Source organism: Vibrio sp. 10N.239.312.D08, assembly GCF_041466145.1.
GTDB lineage: Bacteria > Pseudomonadota > Gammaproteobacteria > Enterobacterales > Vibrionaceae > Vibrio > Vibrio crassostreae_C.
In genome coordinates, this window is sequence record NZ_JBFSSD010000004.1 from 97,719 (window position 1) to 119,345 (window position 21,627).

The 21,627-nt window shown below is 45.3% G+C and carries 19 protein-coding genes and 1 tRNA gene; 9 read left to right on the forward strand and 11 right to left on the reverse strand.

Annotated features, from left to right (window positions below):
* Positions 1–263 precede the first annotated feature (263 nt).
* On the reverse strand, positions 264–935 hold the full coding sequence (locus AB6D58_RS03720) for a GntR family transcriptional regulator (protein WP_136982221.1): 672 nt from the start codon (positions 933–935) through the stop codon (positions 264–266).
* 175 nt (positions 936–1,110) lie between these two features.
* Positions 1,111–2,523, reverse strand: coding sequence for a pyruvate kinase PykF (gene pykF / locus AB6D58_RS03725; protein ID WP_136982222.1), 1,413 nt, complete (start codon positions 2,521–2,523; stop codon positions 1,111–1,113).
* Positions 2,524–2,952: 429 nt separating this feature from the next.
* Between pykF and AB6D58_RS03730 the strand changes: the two genes are divergently transcribed.
* Positions 2,953–3,723, forward strand: coding sequence for a DeoR/GlpR family DNA-binding transcription regulator (locus AB6D58_RS03730; RefSeq protein ID WP_017061404.1), 771 nt, complete (start codon positions 2,953–2,955; stop codon positions 3,721–3,723).
* Positions 3,724–3,830: 107 nt separating this feature from the next.
* Complete coding sequence (gene glmS / locus AB6D58_RS03735; protein WP_017061405.1) at positions 3,831–5,663, forward strand: glutamine--fructose-6-phosphate transaminase (isomerizing); 1,833 nt, start codon at positions 3,831–3,833, stop codon at positions 5,661–5,663.
* A 102-nt stretch (positions 5,664–5,765) separates the two neighbouring features.
* Here the strand turns inward: glmS and AB6D58_RS03740 are convergent, their stop codons facing one another.
* From AB6D58_RS03740 to rpsU, 6 genes are all read right to left on the reverse strand, one after another.
* Positions 5,766–7,034 (reverse strand): O-acetylhomoserine aminocarboxypropyltransferase/cysteine synthase family protein, encoded by a 1,269-nt coding sequence (locus AB6D58_RS03740; protein ID WP_048657999.1) that lies wholly within the window; start codon positions 7,032–7,034, stop codon positions 5,766–5,768.
* Positions 7,035–7,238: 204 nt separating this feature from the next.
* Positions 7,239–7,314 (reverse strand) — tRNA-Ile (locus AB6D58_RS03745).
* A 163-nt stretch (positions 7,315–7,477) separates the two neighbouring features.
* Positions 7,478–9,322 carry an RNA polymerase sigma factor RpoD gene (rpoD, locus tag AB6D58_RS03750; protein WP_017061407.1) on the reverse strand — a complete coding sequence of 615 codons (1,845 nt, stop codon included), beginning with the start codon at positions 9,320–9,322 and terminating at the stop codon, positions 7,478–7,480.
* Positions 9,323–9,421: 99 nt separating this feature from the next.
* The gene (gene dnaG / locus AB6D58_RS03755; protein ID WP_372098076.1) at positions 9,422–11,173 is read right to left on the reverse strand and encodes a DNA primase; all 1,752 of its coding nucleotides are present in this window, start codon (positions 11,171–11,173) and stop codon (positions 9,422–9,424) included.
* Between the two features lie 119 nt (positions 11,174–11,292).
* A complete protein-coding gene (locus AB6D58_RS03760; protein ID WP_017061409.1) occupies positions 11,293–11,736 on the reverse strand; it encodes a GatB/YqeY domain-containing protein in 444 nt (147 codons plus the stop codon).
* Positions 11,737–11,761: 25 nt separating this feature from the next.
* Positions 11,762–11,977 carry a 30S ribosomal protein S21 gene (gene rpsU / locus AB6D58_RS03765; RefSeq protein WP_004396009.1) on the reverse strand — a complete coding sequence of 72 codons (216 nt, stop codon included), beginning with the start codon at positions 11,975–11,977 and terminating at the stop codon, positions 11,762–11,764.
* 258 nt (positions 11,978–12,235) lie between these two features.
* On the opposite strand from rpsU, the gene tsaD reads away from it, so the two are divergent.
* Positions 12,236–13,252 (forward strand): tRNA (adenosine(37)-N6)-threonylcarbamoyltransferase complex transferase subunit TsaD, encoded by a 1,017-nt coding sequence (tsaD, locus tag AB6D58_RS03770; RefSeq protein WP_017061410.1) that lies wholly within the window; start codon positions 12,236–12,238, stop codon positions 13,250–13,252.
* A gap of 106 nt (positions 13,253–13,358) precedes the next feature.
* On the forward strand, positions 13,359–14,174 hold the full coding sequence (locus AB6D58_RS03775; protein ID WP_372098075.1) for an alpha/beta fold hydrolase: 816 nt from the start codon (positions 13,359–13,361) through the stop codon (positions 14,172–14,174).
* A 43-nt stretch (positions 14,175–14,217) separates the two neighbouring features.
* On the opposite strand, the gene plsY is transcribed toward AB6D58_RS03775, so the two are convergent.
* A complete protein-coding gene (gene plsY, locus AB6D58_RS03780; protein WP_009847793.1) occupies positions 14,218–14,814 on the reverse strand; it encodes a glycerol-3-phosphate 1-O-acyltransferase PlsY in 597 nt (198 codons plus the stop codon).
* A 138-nt stretch (positions 14,815–14,952) separates the two neighbouring features.
* On the opposite strand from plsY, the gene folB reads away from it, so the two are divergent.
* Genes folB through AB6D58_RS03795 form a run of 3 tightly spaced genes read left to right on the forward strand, consistent with a single transcriptional unit; the run spans position 14,953 to position 16,610 of the window.
* On the forward strand, positions 14,953–15,312 hold the full coding sequence (gene folB, locus AB6D58_RS03785; RefSeq protein WP_017061412.1) for a dihydroneopterin aldolase: 360 nt from the start codon (positions 14,953–14,955) through the stop codon (positions 15,310–15,312).
* A complete protein-coding gene (folK, locus tag AB6D58_RS03790; RefSeq protein ID WP_017062921.1) occupies positions 15,309–15,791 on the forward strand; it encodes a 2-amino-4-hydroxy-6-hydroxymethyldihydropteridine diphosphokinase in 483 nt (160 codons plus the stop codon). Before folB ends, folK begins: the two co-directional genes overlap by 4 nt.
* Positions 15,792–15,806: 15 nt before the next feature.
* Positions 15,807–16,610, forward strand: coding sequence for an undecaprenyl-diphosphate phosphatase (locus AB6D58_RS03795; RefSeq protein ID WP_010434624.1), 804 nt, complete (start codon positions 15,807–15,809; stop codon positions 16,608–16,610).
* 91 nt (positions 16,611–16,701) lie between these two features.
* Here the strand turns inward: AB6D58_RS03795 and AB6D58_RS03800 are convergent, their stop codons facing one another.
* Entirely contained in the window at positions 16,702–18,018 is a 1,317-nt protein-coding gene (locus AB6D58_RS03800) for a multifunctional CCA addition/repair protein (protein WP_017062920.1), read from the reverse strand.
* 36 nt (positions 18,019–18,054) lie between these two features.
* Here AB6D58_RS03800 and AB6D58_RS03805 point away from each other — a divergent pair, with 36 nt between their 5' ends.
* A complete protein-coding gene (locus AB6D58_RS03805) occupies positions 18,055–19,725 on the forward strand; it encodes an AAA family ATPase (protein ID WP_372098074.1) in 1,671 nt (556 codons plus the stop codon).
* On the forward strand, positions 19,725–20,717 hold the full coding sequence (locus AB6D58_RS03810; RefSeq protein ID WP_017061416.1) for a general secretion pathway protein GspB: 993 nt from the start codon (positions 19,725–19,727) through the stop codon (positions 20,715–20,717). Before AB6D58_RS03805 ends, AB6D58_RS03810 begins: the two co-directional genes overlap by 1 nt.
* 105 nt (positions 20,718–20,822) lie before the next feature.
* Here AB6D58_RS03810 and AB6D58_RS03815 read toward each other — a convergent pair whose 3' ends face one another.
* A complete protein-coding gene (locus AB6D58_RS03815; protein ID WP_017062917.1) occupies positions 20,823–21,434 on the reverse strand; it encodes a TIGR04211 family SH3 domain-containing protein in 612 nt (203 codons plus the stop codon).
* Positions 21,435–21,627 lie beyond the last annotated feature (193 nt).

Here is a 21,627-nt window from a genome sequence, read left to right on the forward strand (position 1 = left end):
AGGTTAGCTGGAGCAAGAGTTTGGGGATCATACAGTCTGGTTAAAAGAGGCGTGGTATGTTTGTCGATTTTTTAGTTAGGTTAACCATAGGCACATTAGCCATTCTTGGCTTTCAACTTAGTGCATTGTATTTTTTACCTATGGTTGTGCTGCTCAATACTCATCACAAAGAGTTTTTTGGGTGGTAGTTCAGTCGTGGTACTGGAAACAAAAAAACGGAGCCGCTGGGCTCCGTTTTTATTTGGTTAGAATCTATCTTGGCATCATGCCGCTTCGATAACTTCTTCAATTCGTTTCATTGAACCTAGTAAGTGTTGATCAAGCAGTTCTGTTGCTTGTTCTACATTCTTAGAGAGTACTAGTTTCATGATCATTTCGTGCTCATCAATATTGAACAGATCATCAGATGCGCTTTCTGCAGACATAGCGAGGAAGCGGTAACGTTTCACTTGGTTAATTAGGTCATCAAAGAACTTAAACATGTTCTCTGAATCTGCACCTTCAAGCAGTGCGACATGGAATTGCTGGTGGCGCTCTTCCCATTCTACACAGTCAAACTCTTCAGATACGTACTGTACTCGCGATAGTTTATGGTAAGACGTTAGTACATCCAGTTCCCAGCTCTCATCACCTGCTGCAATCGCTTTTTTAAGCAGAACCGATGATACAACACGAAGGCTTTCGTATAGGTCATTCAGTTCTTTCTTTGATACAGGAGATACCCAGCAGCCTTTTTGTGGCTCTAGCTTTACGTATTTACTCCAAGACAATTGCACTAGGGCTTCACGAATTGGAGATGCACCAACGTTGTATCTATTTTTTAGATCAGCAACAACGAGCTTTTGACCTGGGGTTAATTCACCGTTGAGAATATCTTGGCGAATCATCTTTGATACTTTGTCAGTGAGAGTAGGACTAGACATTACAAACCTCATGTATATTTGATTTCTAGTCTGCTAATCCATCTCTTGGAAAGAGCCATTGGATATTAACAGTACGTAGTTCTATCTTGTTTGATAATATAGCGTACTGAAAAGTTAGGCAAGATTTGTTTCATAAAAAAAGAGGGCCGAAGCCCTCTTTTATATTTTTATGCGAATCGGTTCATTCTTATAGAACGTGAACAGATGCCGTGTTTGTAGTACCAGAAGCCACTAGAGCGCCAGAAACCATTACTACGATATCGCCTTTGTTACCTAGGCCAGATTGTAGAGCGATTTCTTTACCGTTGATGTAGAACGTGTCTGTGTTCTCGATAGAGTCAACAAGAACTGGTTTAACACCTTTAGTAAGAACTAGCTGTGCAGCTGTCTTTTCGTTAGTTGTTAGAGCAAGGATGTTTGCTGTTGGGAAGTACTTACGTACTGAACGTGCAGACTTACCGCCTTCAGTTGCAACAACGATTAGAGGAGCAGCTAGCTTCTCTGCTGTGTCTACAGCGCCTTTACATACTGCTTCAGTGATGCGTAGACGTGGGCTGTCTAGACGAGAACCTAGCTCAGCTTTAAGAGCTGAATCAGTACGGTTCGCGATTTGAGCCATGATAGTAACAGCTTCAACTGGGTACTTACCTTTAGCAGTTTCACCAGAAAGCATTACTGCATCAGTACCATCCATGATTGCGTTCGCAACGTCACCCGCTTCAGCACGAGTTGGACGTGGGTTGCTGATCATAGAGTCAAGCATTTGAGTTGCAGTGATAACCATCTTACGTGCACGGTTACACTTCTCGATCATCATCTTCTGAGCGAAGATTACTTCTTCAGCTGGGATTTCAACACCTAGGTCACCACGAGCAACCATGATGCCGTCAGAAGCTTCAAGGATTGAATCGAAGTTATCTACACCTTCTTGGTTTTCAATCTTAGAAATGATGTGGATGTTCTCGCCGCCGTTAGCGTTTAGAAGCTCACGGATTTCTTTAACGTCTTCTTCTTTACGGATGAAAGAAGCAGCAACGAAATCTACGCCTTGCTCACAACCAAACTTAAGGTCAGCTTTGTCTTTCTCAGAAAGAGCAGGAAGTTGAACAGAAACGCCAGGAAGGTTAACACCTTTGTTTTCGCCTAGAGCACCGTTGTTAAGAACTTTACACTTAACTTCAGTTTCTGTTGTTGCGATAACTTCCATTTCGATTAGGCCGTCATCAACAAGGATAGTGTTACCTGCTGTTAGGTCTTTAGCGAAACCTAGGTAAGTTACTGCTACTACGTCTTTGTTACCAACAACTGTTGCGTCAGTTGTGAAAGTGAACTCTTGACCAGCTACTAGATCTACGTCGTTACCATCTTCAAGTTTGATAGTACGGATTTCTGGACCTTTAGTATCTAGAAGGATAGCAAGTTGCTCACCTTTGTTTTCCATTACTTTACGGAAGTTCGCGATACGAGTGCCGTGCTCTGCGAAATCACCGTGAGAGAAGTTAAGACGCATAACGTTCATGCCAGCATCTACTAGTTCAGTTAGCTTCTCTACAGATTCAGTTTTAGGGCCAATCGTACATACGATTTTGGTCTTTTTCATGGAAGGTACTCTCCGGTAAGTATTGTTACAATTTGAAATTTATTTAAGTTCTGAAGATTGGTCCGCTACATCAACATTTTGTGCCTGTTGTGTAAAAGCGCGGGACTTCCAATATGTCCTTCAGAGTTGTAAGTCTTTCATCAATTTTAGTCATTTTATGACTAAAAGATTTTGATTCAATATCGGTTTTCTGTGACTTACCCCACTATATAGGGGGTAAGTTGCAAAAAAATAACAGTCAGTTTTGTAATTTTTTTTCTTTTCGGGTGCGGATTCTACCACCTAATGAGTTCAATATCACTGTTTAACAATTGTCTTAGGACAAGGTTTTATCGCTATTTATTAATTTTTTGGATCAAAATAAATGGACTAAATAGTTTCGTTGTAACTATAATATGTTTCACATCGAAACTTAATGGCCTTTTTTAAATGTCGAAACGAAACACCCAGCTCAGAAGACATGCAATTTCTAACCTAGTGAATGAAAAAGGGGAGGTTAGTGTTGATGAATTATCCGCTAAGTTCGAAACCTCAGAAGTCACTATTAGAAAGGACTTGGCGTCTTTAGAGAAAAACGGTCAGCTTTTACGCCGTTATGGTGGTGCGATTTCGTTACCGAAAGAGGTTGTCAACGAAGAGCTGGGTCAACAAGTTTCGACTCGAAAGATTTCATTGGCAAAAGCCGCTGCAGATTTAATTCGCGACCATAACCGCATCGTGATCGATAGTGGCAGTACGACCGGTGCTCTAATTCAGCAGCTTAATGCTAAGCGTGGCTTGGTTGTTATGACCAACTCATTGCACGTTGCTAATGCGCTTAATGAGCTTGAAAGCGAGCCGACGTTATTAATGACTGGCGGCACTTGGGATACCCATTCGGACTCTTTCCAAGGCAAAGTTGCAGAGTCGGTACTTCGTGCTTACGATTTTGACCAACTATTTATTGGGGCTGATGGTATCGACCTCGATAGAGGCACAACCACGTTTAACGAACTGGTTGGCCTGAGCAAAGTAATGGCTGAAGTGTCACGAGAAGTGATCGTGATGGTTGAGTCGGAAAAGGTGGGACGAAAGATCCCGAACTTAGAGCTGGCATGGGAACACATTGACATCTTAATTACCGATACAGACTTAGGCGAAGAATCCAAAGCAAGTATCGAATCACATGATGTTCGAGTGATCCTGACCGATCCAGCGTAAAAACAAATTTAAGTATTATGCATTTACCTTCCTATAATTGATCTTAATGAAGATTTGGCCTTTGCTTGCTGCCAATAGGAATAAAACAAAATTGATGGAGTGAAACTATGTGTGGAATTGTTGGTGCAGTAGCACAGCGTGATGTAGCTGAAATTTTAGTAGAAGGCCTTCGTCGTCTAGAATACCGTGGCTACGATTCAGCTGGTGTCGCTGTAGTCGATACTGAATCTAACCTAACTCGTGTACGCCGCCTAGGTAAAGTACAAGAGCTAGCTGACGCAGTAGAAGAGCAACAAGTGATTGGTGGTACAGGTATCGCTCATACACGTTGGGCGACACACGGTGAGCCGTCTGAAGCGAACGCACACCCACACATGTCTGGTGATATTGCCGTTGTACACAATGGCATTATCGAAAACCACGAAGCACTGCGCGCTATGCTGCAAGAGCGTGGTTACGTATTTACTTCACAAACGGATACAGAAGTTATTGCTCACTTAGTTGAGTGGGAACTTCGCACTTCAGCTTCTTTGGTTGAAGCGCTACAGAAAACAGCAAAACAATTAGACGGTGCGTACGGCACGGTTGCGGTTGATCGTAAAGATCCTAGCCGTATCGTTGTAGCTCGTTCTGGTAGCCCGATCGTTATCGGTTTTGGTGTCGGCGAGAACTTCCTTGCTTCTGATCAACTGGCGCTACTGAGCGTAACTCGTCGCTTCATGTACCTAGAAGAAGGTGATGTTGCTGAGGTAACTCGTCGTGATGTTACGGTATTTGATGTAGCGGGTGAGCGTGTTGAGCGTGAAATCGTTGAGTCAAACGCTGAACACGACGCAGGTGACAAAGGTCAATACCGCCACTTCATGCAGAAAGAGATCTTCGAGCAGCCAACAGCGCTGATCAATACAATGGAAGGCCGTATCTCTGACACTTCGGTTATCACTAACGCGATCGGCGTTAAAGCTGAAGAGATCCTAAGCAAGGTTGAACACGTGCAGATCATCGCATGTGGTACGTCTTACAACTCAGGCATGGCAGCGCGTTACTGGTTTGAATCTCTAGCTGGCGTAAGCTGTGACGTAGAGATTGCTTCTGAATTCCGTTACCGTGATTTCGTTGTTCGTCCGAACAGCCTATTGGTGACTCTGTCTCAATCTGGTGAAACGGCGGATACGCTTGCTGCACTTCGTCTTGCAAAAGAGAAGGGTTATATGTCTGCAATGACTATCTGTAACGTTGCGGGTTCTTCACTGGTTCGTGAATCTGATTTTGCCTTCATGACTCGCGCAGGAACAGAGATCGGTGTTGCTTCTACTAAAGCTTTCACAACTCAACTAGCAGCGATGCTGATGATGGTAACGTCAATTGGTCGTCTACAAGGTCGTATCAATGAAGAAAAAGAAGCGGAAATCGTTCAAGCACTTCACCAACTGCCTGCTGATATCGAGAAAGCATTAGCGTTCGATAAAGAAATTGAAGCACTGGCACCTGATTTTGCTGATAAGCATCACACACTGTTCTTGGGTCGTGGTGAGTTCTACCCAATCGCGATGGAAGCGTCTCTTAAACTGAAAGAGATCTCTTACATCCACGCAGAAGCATACGCAGCTGGTGAGCTTAAGCACGGTCCTTTGGCTCTTATCGATGCAGATATGCCTGTAGTCGTTATTGCACCAAGCAACGACTTGCTAGAGAAGCTGAAATCGAACGTTGAAGAAGTGCGTGCTCGTGGCGGTCTACTTTACGTATTCGCTGATGAAGATGCGGGCTTTGAAAGCGATGAGAACATGAAGATCATCAAGATGCCTCACGTAAGTGAAGTAACAGCGCCTATCTACTACACAGTACCGATGCAGCTGCTGTCTTACCATGTCGCACTAATAAAAGGTACCGACGTTGACCAACCTCGTAACCTAGCGAAAGCGGTAACAGTTGAGTAATCGACAGCTTACCTAAGATATAGATAATAAGAAGCCCATCCTGTGATGGGCTTTTTTATGTCTGTTAGTTAACGATCAGTGTTAGAGCTAGCTGTAGCGTCATTAAGCGCTCAGTGCTTGCTCTAGGTCAGCCAAGATATCGTCAATGTGCTCGATACCTACTGATAGGCGAATCATCTCCGGTGATACACCGGCTTGTTTCTGTTCAGCTTCGCTTAGTTGACGGTGTGTCGTCGAAGCTGGGTGACAAGCGAGAGATTTCGCATCGCCAATGTTAACTAAGCGCTTGAAGATTTGCAGTGCATCATAGAAGCGAACACCGGCTTCATAACCGTCTTTTAAACCAAAAGATAGAATAGCCGATGGCTTACCCTGCATGTATTTTTCAGCAAGCGGGTAGAATTCTGAGCTAGGCAGACCAGCGTAGCTTACCCAACTGACTTTTTCGTGTTGGCTGAGGTATTCTGCCACTTTCAAGGCATTCTCTGTGTGTCGCTCCATACGTAACGACAATGTCTCCAAGCCTTGCATCAACATGAAAGCATTCATTGGCGACAGTGCTGCACCTGTATTACGTAGGGGAACCGTTCTAGCTCGACCAATAAACGCAGCCTCACCAAATGCCTCGGTATAAACCACGCCATGATAAGAAGGCTCTGGCTGATTAAAAACAGGGAAGCGCTCTTTGTGCTCTGCCCATGGGAATTTTCCTGAATCGACAATCACGCCACCTAACGTTGTACCGTGACCACCCACGTATTTGGTTAGTGAGTGCACCACGATGTCAGCACCAAAATCGATAGGTTTACACAGCACAGGCGTCGCGACTGTGTTATCAACAATCACAGGCACTCCTTGTGCGTGGGCAAGTTCTGCAACACGTTCTAAGTCGATGATATTACCAGCAGGGTTACCAATACTTTCACAGTAAACCGCCTTGGTTTTTTCATCGATCAGTGCCGCTAAGCTTTCTGGTTTGTCGTCTTTAGCAAAACGAACTTCAATTCCTTGGTTTGGCAACATGTGAGCAAATAGGGTGTAAGTACCACCGTAAAGCTGAGGCGTTGAGACAATGTTGTCACCGATTTGCGCCAACGTCTGAATCGCGTAGTTGATCGCAGCACTGCCCGCACTTACCACTAAGCCTGCAATCCCCCCTTCTAAGGCTGCCATGCGTTTTTCTAACACATCATTGGTTGGATTCATTATCCGTGTGTAGATATTACCTGGCACCGCAAGGTTAAACAGGTCGGCGCCATGTTGTGCGTCATCGAATTCGTAAGCGACGGTTTGGTAAATAGGTGTGGCAACCGATTTGGTTGTTGGATCAGTTTCGTAGCCGAAGTGAATCGAGAGTGTTTCGTCTTTCATGTTTCTTCCCTGAACTATTGAATGATTTGTGTACACTCATATTGCCGATTTTTTTATAAAAGAAAAGTATGTTTAGTCACAGAGAGGCAATTGGAATTGTGTGCGGGACGATTCGTTTTTGGTTCGGAAGTGCAGGGTGTGATTGGTACTGAATCAGAAAAGCAAAAAGCCAGAGCAGCGTGAACTGTTCTGGCTTTTCTAATTTGGTGGCCCCTCCCAGATTTGAACTGGGGACCGAACGATTATGAGTCGTGCGCTCTAACCACTGAGCTAAGGGGCCGTAGGGCATAGATTATAGGGGAAGCATTCAGTGGTGTCTAGACACTATAAGGGGCAATTCCGCTTACATCTTAGCCACTTAAATCACACGGATAAAAAAAAGGTGAGCCAACGCTCACCTTTTCTTATTTATGCTTAAAAGCTAACCGCACTAAAGTGTGTGATTACTCGTCTAGGAAGCTACGCAGAGTTTCTGAGCGGCTTGGGTGACGAAGTTTACGCAGTGCTTTTGCTTCGATCTGACGGATACGTTCACGAGTTACGTCGAACTGTTTACCAACCTCTTCAAGAGTGTGGTCAGTGTTCATGTCGATACCGAAACGCATACGCAGTACTTTAGCTTCACGAGGTGTTAGGCCTGCAAGAACGTCTTTAGTTGCACCGCGTAGGCTGGTTGCCGTTGCAGAGTCTAGAGGTAGTTCTAGCGTTGTATCTTCGATGAAATCACCTAGGTGCGAATCTTCGTCGTCACCGATTGGTGTCTCCATTGAGATTGGCTCTTTAGCGATTTTCAGTACTTTACGGATCTTGTCTTCAGGCATTTGCATGCGTTCAGCTAGCTCTTCCGGAAGTGGTTCACGACCCATCTCTTGTAGCATTTGACGAGAGATACGGTTTAGTTTGTTGATCGTTTCGATCATGTGAACCGGAATACGGATAGTACGAGCTTGGTCGGCAATCGAACGAGTGATTGCTTGACGGATCCACCAAGTAGCGTAAGTAGAGAACTTATAACCACGACGGTATTCAAACTTATCTACCGCTTTCATCAGACCGATGTTACCTTCTTGGATTAGATCCAGGAATTGTAGACCACGGTTTGTGTACTTCTTAGCAATCGAGATTACTAGACGTAAGTTCGCTTCAACCATCTCTTTCTTCGCACGACGAGCTTTCGCTTCACCGATAGACATACGACGGCTGATATCTTTGATGCTTTGAACAGTAAGAGACGTTTCACGTTCGATCATATCCAGTTTTTGGATAGAGCGACGGATGTCGTGCTCGTTACGTTTGATCTTTTCTGCGTATGGCTTGTCTGAAGCAAGAACTTCATCCAACCATGCTTCGCTAGATTCGTTACCAGTAAATAGAGCAATGAAAGATTTCTTCGGCATTTTGCCGTACTCAACCGTTTGACGCATGATTAGGCGTTCTTGAGTACGTACGCGATCCATAGAGTTACGCAGTTCGTTTACTAGGTAATCAAACTGTTTTGGTGTTAGACGGAACTCTTTGAATACGTCTTGCATCATTGTCGTTGCAAGCGTTGCTTTCGGGCTTTCATGGCCGTACTCGTTGATCGCTAGCTGACGGTTCTGGTAGCTAGTACGAAGCGCTGTGAACTTCTCAAGAGCAAGCTCAGGATCGATACCTGTATCTTCTTCTTCCTCTTCCTCGTCGTCTTCAGCGTCTTCTTTGTCTTCGTCTTCCAGATCAGTTTCAGCAAGTTCTGAACCGATGTGAGTCGCCGTTGGCGCAGCTGTGCCATCGTCGTCAGGGTCAACAAAGCCATTGATTAGGTCTGTTAAGCGAATCTCTTCTGCTTGTACGCGGTCAAACTGTTCCAAGATGTATGGAATAGTGCCTGGGTACTCAGCAACCGATAGTTGAACTGTATTGATACCATCTTCAATACGTTTCGCAATGTCGATTTCGCCTTCACGAGTCAGTAGTTCAACCGTACCCATTTCACGCATGTACATACGAACTGGGTCAGTAGTACGGCCAATCTCGCTTTCTACGCTTGAAAGCGCAGCAGCTGCAGCTTCGGCTGCATCTTCATCTATATTGGCATCGTCATCATTAAGTGCTAGATCATCAGCATCAGGTGCAGTTTCAACTACCTTGATACCCATGTCGTTGATCATTTGAATGATGTCTTCTACCTGTTCAGAATCCACGATTTCTGCAGGTAGGTGGTCGTTTACTTCGGCGTAGGTCAGATAGCCTTGTTCCTTGCCTTTAATAACAAGTAATTTAAGCTGTGACTGCGGATTTTGATCCATAGATGATATCCAACTTCAGGTCTGGTGAAGGACGTTGCATTCTCAAATGCAAACCAATTATGTTAACAAATTTATTAAATGCTGACTAATCAAACAGGGTTACGCTTTTAGATCTAGCATTAAAGCTAGTAGCTCCCTTTTTTCTTCGGCTGATAAACCGACGCTTCTTGCTTTGGCCTGCAGGTTTTCAATTTGTTTTTCAACGCACTGGGCAAGTATGTTGTCCAATGAGTCTAAAAATATGTCTTCTTGATTGTCTTCGTCGAGGGGGATTTCCCAGCTCGCGAGACGAGACAGAAGAGCCTCATGTTTATTGTGTCGCCAATGCTCTAATAATTGGCCTGTGTTGATATGGGGATGCTCGTGGCATTTATCAAGTACTTCGACGAATAAACTTAGTCCAGGCAGCTGTAAGCCTTTGACACTTGATAAATCCGGTACCATATCAGCATAGCTCGGATTTTGGATAAGCAAAGCGATAACTTCACGCATTGGAGTGCGTTTCAGCTCTTTATGCGGTTGAGGTGTCGGGTTCTGTGTATGAACACGCGCACGTCGCAATTGATTATCAAATCCAGTTCGCTCATCGAGCAGTTTTTCGAGTAATTCTTGGAAGTAACTGTCAGGGATTTTGTTAATCAAGGCGCTGGCGTGTGCACGCAGTGCCGATTTTCCTTCGGTTGTTCCCAAGTTTAACTTGTGTATTTCAATCAGGTTATCGAACAAATAGGTCGAAAGCGGCGTCGCATTGTGGACCAGTTGTTCAAAAGCGGCTTTGCCATGCTCTCTAATATAGCTGTCTGGGTCTTCACCGTCGGGCAAGAACAGAAACTTAAGCGTGTTACCGGTTTTCAGGTACTCAAGTGCGTTTTCTAGTGCGCGCCATGCGGCCTCTTTACCTGCTCGGTCACCATCGTAACAACAAACCACAGTGCTGGTTTGACGGAACAACATTTGAACATGGTCGCCGGTTGTCGAGGTGCCCAGTGATGCTACTGAGTAATCGACACCATATTGCGCGAGTGCCACGACATCCATGTAACCTTCAACCACAAGTATTTGCGGCGGTTCACGGTAGGCTTGCAGCACTTCATAAAGGCCGTAAAGCTCTTTACCTTTATGGAAGATAGGCGTTTCTGGTGAGTTGAGGTATTTTGGTGTGCCGTCTTCTAATACACGACCACCAAAACCAATCACACGGCCACGACGATCACGAATTGGGAACATTACGCGTCCACGGAATCGGTCGTATCGTTTACCTTTATCGTTCTCAATTAACATGCCGCCAGTTACGAGCATGTCTTGGGCTTCTTTCTGTTGGCCAAAGTTCTTACGAACTAAGTCCCACTCATCGGCCACATAACCAATGCCAAACTTCTGGACGATCTCGCCCGAAAGGCCACGATTCTTTAGGTAATCAATCGCAGGTTTGTTGGCTGATATTTTCAGTTGAGAGCGGTAAAAATTACTGATGCCGCCCATCAAATCGTAGAGGTTACGTTTTTGTTCGCTGTTGGCTCTTGGTGCTGTTGATATCTCGCCGCTGCGCTGTTCTCTAGGAACGTCGAGGCCTAAGAAAGAGGCTAGCTCTTCAATAGCTTCAACAAAATCGAGGCGTTCGAACTCCATAATGAAGTCGATAGCATTACCGTGTACGCCACAACCAAAGCAGTGATAAAACTGTTTTTCTTGGCTTACGCTAAAAGAAGGGGTCTTTTCGTTGTGGAATGGGCAACAAGCACCATAGTTTTTGCCTTTTTTCTTAAGTTTCACGCGTGCGTCCACAATGTCGACAATGTCGAGACGCGCTAGGAGATCATCAATGAAACTACGCGGGATGTGTCCTGCCATAAAACCTTAGAAAAATGCACTAACTGAGAGTGTGGATAATAATAGTTTGAATAGGTTACAGATACAAACAAGCCGTGCGTTCCGAAGGATTGCACGGCTTGTTGCAATTTGATTTGGGATTAAGCGAGTTTAGAACGAACTAAACCACTAACTTTACCCATATCTGCACGCCCTTGAATTTGTGGTTTCAAGATAGCCATTACTTTACCCATGTCTTGCATGCCCGCAGGTTGAGCTTCGGCGATTGCGCTATCAAGTAGTGCAATAACTTCTTCATCACTTAGCGGTTGAGGCATAAAGCCTTCAAGTACCGTAATTTCTGCTTTTTCCACGTCAGCAAGATCTTGACGATTTGCTGATTCATATTGAGCAACAGAATCGCGACGTTGCTTAACCATTTTAACTAATACAGCAAGAATGTCGTCGTCGTTCAGAGTGATCCGTTCGTCAACTTCACGTTGCTTAATTGCTGAAAGAGCTAAGCGGATAGTGCCAAGGCGCGGTTTGTCCTTGGCTTTCATCGCTAATTTTTGCTCTTCTTTGAGTTGTTCAATAAGAGCCATAACTCAGTCCTTATGGATTAAGTTATTAGTACAGGCGAACGCGACGTGCGTTTTCGCGAGCTAGCTTCTTAGCGTGACGCTTTTGAGCTGCTGCTTTAGCGCGTTTGCGAACTGTAGTTGGCTTTTCGTAGTGCTCGCGACGGCGAACTTCAGAAAGGATACCTGCTTTTTCACAAGAGCGCTTGAAACGACGTAGTGCAACGTCGAACGGTTCGTTTTCACGTACTTTAACTATTGGCATATGCCTTTCACCTCAGGGGTTATTCATTATCGCTGGCTACTCAGTACCAAATCAGAGAAGTTACCCATCGAGCTAACTCTCTATTCGCGTTTGGCCATTAACCAGCTTGATCAAAAATGGTGCGGAATTTTAATCCGATCACAGTGGCTTTGTAAAGCACTTTGTCGATTATAGTCTGTACAATATTTGTTTGAAGAGCTTAGGCAGGGTAATATTGCGCTAATTTCCCATTTTAGACGAAAGCGTGCCGAGAAAATTATGCGCATTATTGGTATTGAAACCTCTTGTGATGAAACAGGAATCGCGATTTATGATGATGAGCAAGGGCTGCTTTCTCATCAATTATATAGCCAAGTAAAGCTGCACGCCGATTACGGTGGTGTGGTACCTGAGCTAGCTTCACGTGACCACGTGAAAAAAACAATTCCTCTTATTAAAGCGGCATTAGCTGAAGCGAACCTAACGTCGAAAGACATTGATGGTGTGGCTTACACGGCTGGCCCTGGTTTAGTGGGTGCACTGCTGGTTGGTGCAACGATTGGTCGCAGTATTGCTTATGCGTGGGGAGTGCCTGCAGTGCCTGTTCACCATATGGAAGGTCACCTTCTTGCGCCAATGCTAGAAGATAACCCACCACCATTCCCATTTGTGGCTCTGCTGGTTTCTGGCGGCCATACCATGATGGTAGAAGTGAAAGGTATTGGTGAATACCGAATCCTTGGTGAATCGATTGATGATGCAGCGGGTGAAGCGTTTGATAAAACCGCGAAACTGATGGGCTTAGATTACCCTGGTGGTCCACTGTTATCTCGTTTGGCGGAAAAAGGCACTCCGGGTCGTTTTAAGTTCCCGCGTCCAATGACCGATCGTCCGGGTCTAGATATGAGCTTTTCTGGTTTGAAGACGTTCGCAGCGAATACCATTCGCGATAACGATAATGATGACCAAACTCGCGCTGATATCGCTTATGCATTCCAAGAAGCTGTTTGTGCAACCTTAGTAATCAAGTGTAAGCGAGCCTTGGTTGAAACGGGCATGAAACGTATAGTGATTGCCGGCGGTGTAAGTGCCAACAAACAACTGCGCGTTGAGCTTGAGGCGCTTGCTAAGAAAGTCGGTGGTGAGGTGTACTACCCACGCACTGAGTTCTGTACAGATAATGGTGCGATGATCGCTTATGCGGGCATGCAGCGCCTGAAGAATGGCGAAACGGCTGATTTGTCTGTTCATGCCACACCGCGTTGGCCTATTGACCAGCTAGAGCCAATTGCGTAATTGACTATAGTGTTTCGATAAACGGTCGCCTTGTGCGGCCGTTTTTATATCCTAGCTTACCGACCGTATGTCGATAAATAATTGCTGATAGAGATTAGGGAAGAAAATGAACAAGTTCACAGTAGACAATCAATCGATGGCGTACCTAGATGAAGGTCAAGGCCCTGTTGTTGTACTCGGCCACAGCTACCTTTGGGATAGTGCAATGTGGAAGCCGCAGATCGAAGCATTAAAAACTCAGTATCGCTGTATTGTTCCAGAGCTTTGGTCTCACGGTGAGTCTCAAGCTGCACCCGCTTCGATGCGTAACTTGAAAGATTACGCTCAGCACGTTTTGGCTCTGCTTGATCATTTAGAGATCGAAGAATTCTCAGTGGTTGGCTTATCGGTTGGCGGTATGTGGGGGACTGAGTTAGCGGAACTTGCACCTGCACGTATTAAGTCTTTGGTTCTAATGGATACTTTTGTGGGTTTAGAACCAGAAGTTGCTCACGCAAAGTACTTCAGCATGTTAGATACCATCACTCAAACCAAGACGGTTCCTCAGCCAATTGTTGAAGCGGTTGTTCCACTGTTCTTCGCTAATGATACGCAAACCAACACGCCAGCTTTAGTTGAAGGTTTTACTCAGCAGTTATCAGCTCTTGAGGGCGACAACGCTGAAGAAGTGGCACGAATTGGTCGAATGGTGTTTGGACGTCGCGATATGATTGAATCGGTAGAGAACTTTGCTCTGCCTGTTTTGATTGCTGTAGGACAAGAAGATAAACCACGTCCGGTACTTGAGTCATACCTAATGCACGATTGCATTACGGGCAGTGAATTAGTGGTGATTCCTGGCGCAGGTCATATTAGCTCGTTAGAGCAACCAGAGTTTGTGAACACAATGCTGAAGACGTTTTTAGATAAACATCTGCTATAAGCTTTAAATACTGAATATTATGGTTCGGCTTAGACGTGACAGTTTAAGCCGATTTTTTTTGTCCGAGTTTTGGTTCGCTGCCATCGAGTAGGCGGCGGATATTCTGGTGGTGACGTAACACGATCAAACAGCACAGCATGGCTACTGGCAATGTGTATTGAGGTTTGACTAACCAAGCGTAGAAAGGGGCAAGTAGCACAGTAACCAGTGCCGCTAAAGAAGAGTAACGAAACAAAAACGCGACCACTAACCAAGTCGCCATGATCATTCCGGTTAGATCGAATCCTATTGGGGCGATAGCGCCAAGTGCGGTTGCCACGCCTTTACCACCTTTGAAGTGGAAGAAGATCGGATACATATGGCCAAGACACGCCGCAATTGCCACAACCCCAAGAATGATTGGGTCGATCTTGAGGTAGTAGCCAAGCCAGACAGGGATAGTGCCTTTCAGCATGTCACACAAAAGGACGGCAGCTGCTGCGCCTTTACCGCCAACACGCAGGACATTGGTTGCTCCTGGGTTGTTAGAACCTACTGTTCGAGGATCTGGGAGCCTCAAAACTCGGCATATCAAGACCGCACTAGAGATTGAACCTAGTAAGTAGGCAGCAATGATCATGATAAGTGCCAATGGGGTCATGTCTGTCCTTTAACGGTTATACGCCTAACGATGGGAAAATAATGCTCAATCCAAGAGTAATTGATATCATATCTCGAATTACGCAAATAATACGTTTTTTTCCCCCATATGGGTATCCGACCTCTAAAAGGACAAGTCATGGCACTGGATAAAGTTTTCATTGAACAGCTAGAAGTAATTACAACGATCGGTGTTTACGATTGGGAACAAGAGATTAAACAAAAACTTGTGCTTGATATTGAAATGGCTCATGACAACCGCCCAGCAGGCAAGAGTGATGATGTGGTTGATGCTTTGGATTATTCGAAAGTGAGCACTGCAGTACTTGAGCACATTGCAAATGGCCGTTTTCTACTCGTAGAACGTGTTGCTGAAGAAGTCGCAGAGCTTATTATGACTCAGTTCTCTGTGCCGTGGATTAAAATCCGATTGGCTAAACCTGGCGCAGTGCCACAAGCAAAAGCCGTTGGTGTGATCATCGAACGAGGTCAAGCATGACAGTAGCCTATGTTGGTGTTGGCACGAACATAGACCGCGACAAGCATGCAAGGGTGGCATGGACAGAGCTTCAATCGTTAGGGACTAACCTTAAATGCTCTAAAATCTATCACTGTGAGCCCGTGGGTTTTAATAGCCATCCGTTTTATAACTTTGTGATAGAGCTCGACACGTCACTCTCATTGACTGAATTTTCACAGCAGCTGCGTAAAATTGAGTTTAAATGGGGTCGCTCTCAAGATGCGCACAAACTACAAGATCGAAAACTCGATCTTGATATTGTGCTGTTTGGAGAGGAGGTTTCTGAGTGTGAACCAGAATTACCACGCAGTGATATCTACAAATATCCTTTTGTAACACAGCCGCTTTATGATCTTTGTCCTGCGCGAGTGATCCCGCAAGACGGAAGAACCGTCAGTGAAATATGGCAGAAGATGCAGCAATTAGACTCGCTCTCTGTCGTAGATATAAAACTATAATTTTTAAGGTAAGTAATGAGTTATTTTGAAGCGTTTATATTGGCGTTGGTGCAAGGCTTTACAGAGTTTTTACCTATTTCCAGTTCTGCACACCTAATCCTTCCTTCAGCTGTTTTAGGCTGGGAAGATCAAGGTTTGGCTTTTGATGTCGCTGTCCACGTTGGTACTTTGGCAGCTGTTGTTATCTATTTCCGTAAAGAAGTGGTCTCTCTGTTGAGCGCATTCTTTGGTTCAGTGTTTAAAGGTGATCGTAGTAAAGAAGCGAAGTTAGCGTGGATGATCATTCTCGCGACGATTCCTGCGTGTATCTTTGGCTTGTTGATGAAAGATATTGTTGAGCTTTACTTACGCAGTGCGTGGGTGATCGCGACGACAACGATTATCTTTGGTCTATTGCTATGGTGGGTGGACAAGAACTCAAGCCTGCGCGATGACGAATACCAAGCGGGTTGGAAAAAGGCGCTGTTTATTGGTCTTGCTCAAGCAATGGCGATCATTCCGGGCACGTCTCGTTCTGGCGCAACCATTACCGCGGCGCTTTACCTTGGTTTCACACGTGAAGCGGCGGCTCGATTCTCTTTCTTGATGTCTATCCCAATCATCACTCTGGCTGGTGGTTATTTAGGTCTTAAGTTGGTGACAAGCGGTGATCCAATCCATGTTGGCACTTTGCTAACGGGCGTTGCGGTGTCTTTCATCAGTGCTTACATCTGTATCCACTTCTTCTTGAAGCTTATCTCTCGTATGGGCATGACACCGTTCGTTATCTACCGCCTGATTCTAGGTTGTGGTCTGTTTGCTTTCTTAATGATGCAGTAACAGACAGAGGCAACGGTCTCGCTGTAAGAATTGAAACAAAAGGCCCGCTTAACTGCGGGCTTTTTATACGTTCTAGGTAGAGCGGCGACGATTAACTGCTAGCGAGTTCTGATAGGGCGTTTTCAATTGCGATGGCTCTGCGTTTCTCTTGTTCTTCTCGAATATCTTTGCCTTTAAAACCATCGGTAATGATCGCTTTTACTTCGACTTGAAGCGCCGCTTGGTAGGCGACTTCAAAGCGCGCTTTTTGAGGATAAGGCTGATCTTCTAATCCTTTTCGGCCTGCGTGGTCGGCCTGGCAGCAAAGTAGTATATCGTCGAGCCTATCTGGCTTACGCCAAACATCGAACTTGTTGAGAACCTTGAGAAAGGTGGTTGGTTTGAGCTCGCCTGCGCGGTGGATATTAGAATGTTGCTCGCACACTAACAACGCAAGGTCTCTGAACTCATTGGGCACTCTCACTCGCTCACACAGTTTCTTGATTATCTTAACACCTGTGTGGCAGTGCATTTTATGGCTTGGCCATTCAGCTTGTGGTGTGACGCCTTTACCTAAGTCATGCACTTGAGCTGCAAAGCGTACCGGTAGCGATGGGCTTAATAGTGCGGCTTGCTGAGCAACCATCAGAGTGTGAATACCCGTGTCGATTTCAGGGTGCCATTTTTCAGGTTGAGGGACGCCAAATAGAGCGTCAATCTCAGGTAATACGACTGCCAATGCACCACACTCTTTCAATACAGAGAGGAACACTTCAGGGTGCGGTGTACTAAGAGACTTATGCCACTCTTGCCAAACTCGCTCTGCAGTAAGGTGTGCCAGCTCACCAGATTGGACGATCTCACTCATCATATCCATGGTTTCAGGTGCAACCGTGAAGTTAAGATGGTGAAGCTTGGCGGCGAAGCGAGCCACACGCAGTACACGAAGAGGGTCTTCAACAAAAGCGTCTGAAACGTGTCTTAAGATACGATCCGAGAGATCTTTCTGGCCATGATAAGGATCGTGAAGTTGGCCTTTATCATCTTGAGCTATAGCGTTGATGGTCAGATCTCGACGCATCAGGTCTTCTTCCAAACTCACGTCTGGCGCGAAGTAACATTCGAAGCCTGTGTAACCAGAGCCTGATTTTCTCTCAGTGCGAGCCAGTGCGTGCTCTTCTTTGGTTTTTGGGTGCAAGAATACCGGGAAATCTTTTCCCACAGCAGTAAAGCCAAGGTTTTCCATCTCTTGAGGGGTACTCCCTACCACGACCCAATCTCTATCATAACTATCAATATTGAGCAGCTTATCGCGCACTGCTCCACCGACTAGATAGCGTTGTAGCCCGTTGTCTTTTGGTAGGCTATCGTAAATTTGCAACTTATCACCTCGAAATGTTTTATCACTGCTGGACTTTACTGCAAGCAATGGTACTTTCCATTAATCGTAATTATAGGGCAGCACATGTATAAGGAATATTTTGGCTTCGTTGAGATGCCATTTTCGATTGTACCAAATTCTCGCTACTTGTTTTTGAGTCAGCGCCATCAAGAAGCGATGCAGAACCTACAAGCCGGTTTAGGCGAGGGTGGGGGCTTTGCGATGCTTACTGGTGAGGTTGGTACAGGGAAAACAACGGTCGCTAAGGCGATGTTGTCTTCATTGGATAGTCATACTCAGGCTGGCCTTATACTTAACCCTACGTTTTCAAATACGGATTTACTAGAAGCTATCTGCGATGAGTTTGAGGTCGAGTACCCAGAACAAGCATCGTTGAAACAGCTCAGTCAGGCTATTCATTATTTTCTACTTGATAGCCATGCCGAAGGCATTCAAACCCTATTGGTGATCGATGAAGCCCAACACCTCGCTGCCGATGTGTTGGAGCAGTTACGCCTTCTAACAAACTTGGAAACCGACAATCGTAAGCTGTTAAAAGTACTGTTGGTCGGCCAGCCGGAATTACAACAGCACTTACAAACCACGCAGCTACGTCAGCTAGCACAGCGCATTACTGGTCGTTATCACTTACTGCCTCTTAATACCGAAGAAACGGGCAAGTACATCGCGTTTCGTTTGGAGACGGCGGGTGGCGAGCAGATGTTGTTTTCGAACCGTTCTATCAAGCTGATTGCTCAATATACGCATGGTATTCCAAGGCTCATTAACTTGGTGTGTGATAAAGCACTGCAGTTGGCTTTTCATGACGGTGAGCAGCTACCGAGCAATGAAACGGTTAACCGAGCGTGTCAGCAGGTTATGTCCTTTCAGGCCGATGTGTATCACGTCGAGAAAGCTCTAACTTCTCGTGTCGCGCCTAAGTTATTCCAATACGCAGGGATTGCGACGTTAAGCGTTGGTCTTGCAATAGCGACCTTTAACTTCGCTCCAAGCTATATCAATGCTTGGTTGCCTACGGATGCATCAAATGAAGCAAAGACGGAAGTGTTAGCACGTACTCAGCGTTCTTTGGTATCAGATGTTCCTAAGTTGGTTGCTGAGCCAAAACCTGCCAAGTTTGAATTGCCACAACACATTCAACAACATTTGATGCAGGGGACCAATCGTTCTCTCGCTATCAAAGACTTGTATACGATGTGGGGATATCAATCTTCACTGCGTGATGGATTGTGCTTAAGTGAGCCACAAAGTGTTTTTGTGTGTGAGCAGCAGCAGGCCAGTTTGGATACCTTGTTAGAACTTGGTGTTCCTGTGGTACTTAATCTCGACATAGACCAAAAACCAGTGTTTGCTGTGCTGTATGGCGTGTCTAAGGATTCTGTCGAGTTGCTGGTTAATGAAAAGCTGTTGGTGATGCCGAAGCAATCCTTAGAGCAAATCTGGCAAGGCGATTACGTCGCTATTTGGAAGCAGCCGCTGCGAGAGACCCTTAAAGAGGGCTATCAAGGTGAAGCGGTTGCTTTGCTTGATCTACTGCTTTCTGAAGTATTAGGAGAGGTTGTTTCCGGTAATGATGTATTTGATTATGAGTTAAAAATGAAAATCGAAGCATTTCAAACGTGGCAAGGTATGTCTGTTGATGGCATTGCAGGTAAGCGCACCTTAGCAAGATTGCAGAGATTAGCTCAACTCGATTCGCCTAAGCTGATGTCACTAGAAGGGGGCGAAAGCTAATGTCACGTATTATGCACGAACTTAAACAGCCGTCTCACAAGCCATCTTCTATTAATCAGCACTCTCTTAGCAAACCAAGCTTCAAAGGCTACCAGAATCATCATGTTCCTAATTCTGCAAAAGGGATGAGCAACAAGCGAGGTTCATCGTTAGCTATGGGGCTACTCTTAATCTTGGTTCCTTCTTTGTTGGTGGGTGGCGTCTTGGCTTATCAATCGTATATCCAACAACAAGAAGCCGTGAACCAAGCTGCCAATGTCGCTCTGCCAGAATTTAAAACTGAATCAGACATTGAGCCTGAAATTGCGGATGCTGATATAGCAAGCATGGATGCCGTGTCTGAGGAAGAAGATGCCTTGTTCACCGTTCGCCCTGCACCGGCGAGCCAACCGTTGAAAGCATTGCCACGCCAAGAGATGTATGCACAGATTGATTCTGGCGCTAATCGTGCAAACACCGCTGGTGGCTCAGCAGTGATCTTCGCTAATGCTGATAACAACACTCAAATGACAGCCAGTTCTGAATCGTCATCCGTTCAGCCAGGCGCGAGTGATGAAACGACTGCTCTGCAATCAAGCACTGATCAGCAATCAAATAGTGACTTACAATCGGACAGTGATCTGCTGCAAGGGCTAGACCTCAGTGAGTTGCCACCTGATTTGGCATTGAAGCTTGAATCCATTATGGGGGAGCAACAAAGCGCTCCTGAGCCGATGGATTCTAGACCCTCAGGGCAAAGGGGTTCTCAGGTCATTGAGTTGGAAACGCACACCAATAGCTTATCAGGCGTCCTTCCTAAGTTAGACCTACAAACCCATATGTACTCGAGCAGCGAAACCAAGCGTTGGGTAAAAGTGAACGGTCAAGAAGTGGCGCAAGGAGATTGGATTGGACAAGACATTCAATTGCTGGAGATTAAGCCACAATCAGTGATCATAGAGTTCAATCAACAGAAGATAGAAATCCCGGCTCTGTACGAGTGGAAAGGTTAGCGATTTCTATACGTATTTAGATAACAGACAAATAAAAAGGAGCACCTCGGTGCTCCTTTTTGATATTCGATACTGAATTTACTGTACCTGATACAAGCGTTAAGTCTACGCCCAACCGTTTGGTGATTTTCTGCGACGAGGCATGATGTGTGGCAGAACAAGGCCTAGAAGTAGACCAATACCCGCAACACCACCACCGTACATGAAGTACTTCAATAGTAGGTCGTCTTTTTGAGTGTCTAGCTTAGCGCGCAGTTCACGGTTCTCTGTTTGAGAACTCGTTAGCTGTTGGCTAATTTCACTGTAGTTCTGTTCTAGTTCAGCAATCTGCTTGTTACGAGAATCTAGAGAGCTTGCTAGGCCAGCTTTTTCGCTGTCAGCACTCTGACGAGCATTCGCTAGCTTGCCTTTAACTTCCGTCAGCTCTTTCTCTAGCTTAGGCATACGCAGTGCCATGCTTTCTTGAGTGCTTACAAACTTGCTTTCAACCCAACCTTTACGGCCACGGTTGTCTTGAATTTGGGTGTAACCCGTACTCTTGTTAGTTTGTAGGAATGTAATCTTTTCACCAGCATCAACACTACCGATGATACGGAATGTGTTGTTTGGGCCAGAATGCATATAAGTAAATAGTTTGTCAGCAATATAACGGTCTTGTGCAAAGGCAGCTGGAGCCGCAAGCATTGCGAACAAAACTAAGCTAATCAGTTTTTTCACAGTAAATCCCTTAACGATTCAAATTGGGTAGGCGTATGAGTCAGCCTCAATCAGCAAATAATATTTAGTTTCTTTATGCGGTGCAACAAAGAAGGGAGGCAAAGCCTCCCTTTCTGTGCGTTTGAGTCAATAATGACATGGCATTTACATATCGTTACTGAAGCTCACACTGTTCTGACGCTAGTATTCACTA

Coding starts and splice junctions, on each gene's coding strand:
- tsaD (WP_017061410.1), top strand. CDS start 12,236: ATGCGCATTATTGGTATTGAAACCTCTTGTGATGAAACAGGAATCGCG.
- AB6D58_RS03740 (WP_048657999.1), bottom strand. CDS start 7,034: ATGAAAGACGAAACACTCTCGATTCACTTCGGCTACGAAACTGATCCA.
- AB6D58_RS03795 (WP_010434624.1), top strand. CDS start 15,807: ATGAGTTATTTTGAAGCGTTTATATTGGCGTTGGTGCAAGGCTTTACA.
- rpsU (WP_004396009.1), bottom strand. CDS start 11,977: ATGCCAATAGTTAAAGTACGTGAAAACGAACCGTTCGACGTTGCACTA.
- pykF (WP_136982222.1), bottom strand. CDS start 2,523: ATGAAAAAGACCAAAATCGTATGTACGATTGGCCCTAAAACTGAATCT.
- dnaG (WP_372098076.1), bottom strand. CDS start 11,173: ATGGCAGGACACATCCCGCGTAGTTTCATTGATGATCTCCTAGCGCGT.
- AB6D58_RS03775 (WP_372098075.1), top strand. CDS start 13,359: ATGAACAAGTTCACAGTAGACAATCAATCGATGGCGTACCTAGATGAA.
- AB6D58_RS03730 (WP_017061404.1), top strand. CDS start 2,953: ATGTCGAAACGAAACACCCAGCTCAGAAGACATGCAATTTCTAACCTA.
- plsY (WP_009847793.1), bottom strand. CDS start 14,814: ATGACCCCATTGGCACTTATCATGATCATTGCTGCCTACTTACTAGGT.
- AB6D58_RS03805 (WP_372098074.1), top strand. CDS start 18,055: ATGTATAAGGAATATTTTGGCTTCGTTGAGATGCCATTTTCGATTGTA.
- AB6D58_RS03810 (WP_017061416.1), top strand. CDS start 19,725: ATGTCACGTATTATGCACGAACTTAAACAGCCGTCTCACAAGCCATCT.
- folK (WP_017062921.1), top strand. CDS start 15,309: ATGACAGTAGCCTATGTTGGTGTTGGCACGAACATAGACCGCGACAAG.
- glmS (WP_017061405.1), top strand. CDS start 3,831: ATGTGTGGAATTGTTGGTGCAGTAGCACAGCGTGATGTAGCTGAAATT.
- rpoD (WP_017061407.1), bottom strand. CDS start 9,322: ATGGATCAAAATCCGCAGTCACAGCTTAAATTACTTGTTATTAAAGGC.
- AB6D58_RS03720 (WP_136982221.1), bottom strand. CDS start 935: ATGAGGTTTGTAATGTCTAGTCCTACTCTCACTGACAAAGTATCAAAG.
- folB (WP_017061412.1), top strand. CDS start 14,953: ATGGCACTGGATAAAGTTTTCATTGAACAGCTAGAAGTAATTACAACG.
- AB6D58_RS03760 (WP_017061409.1), bottom strand. CDS start 11,736: ATGGCTCTTATTGAACAACTCAAAGAAGAGCAAAAATTAGCGATGAAA.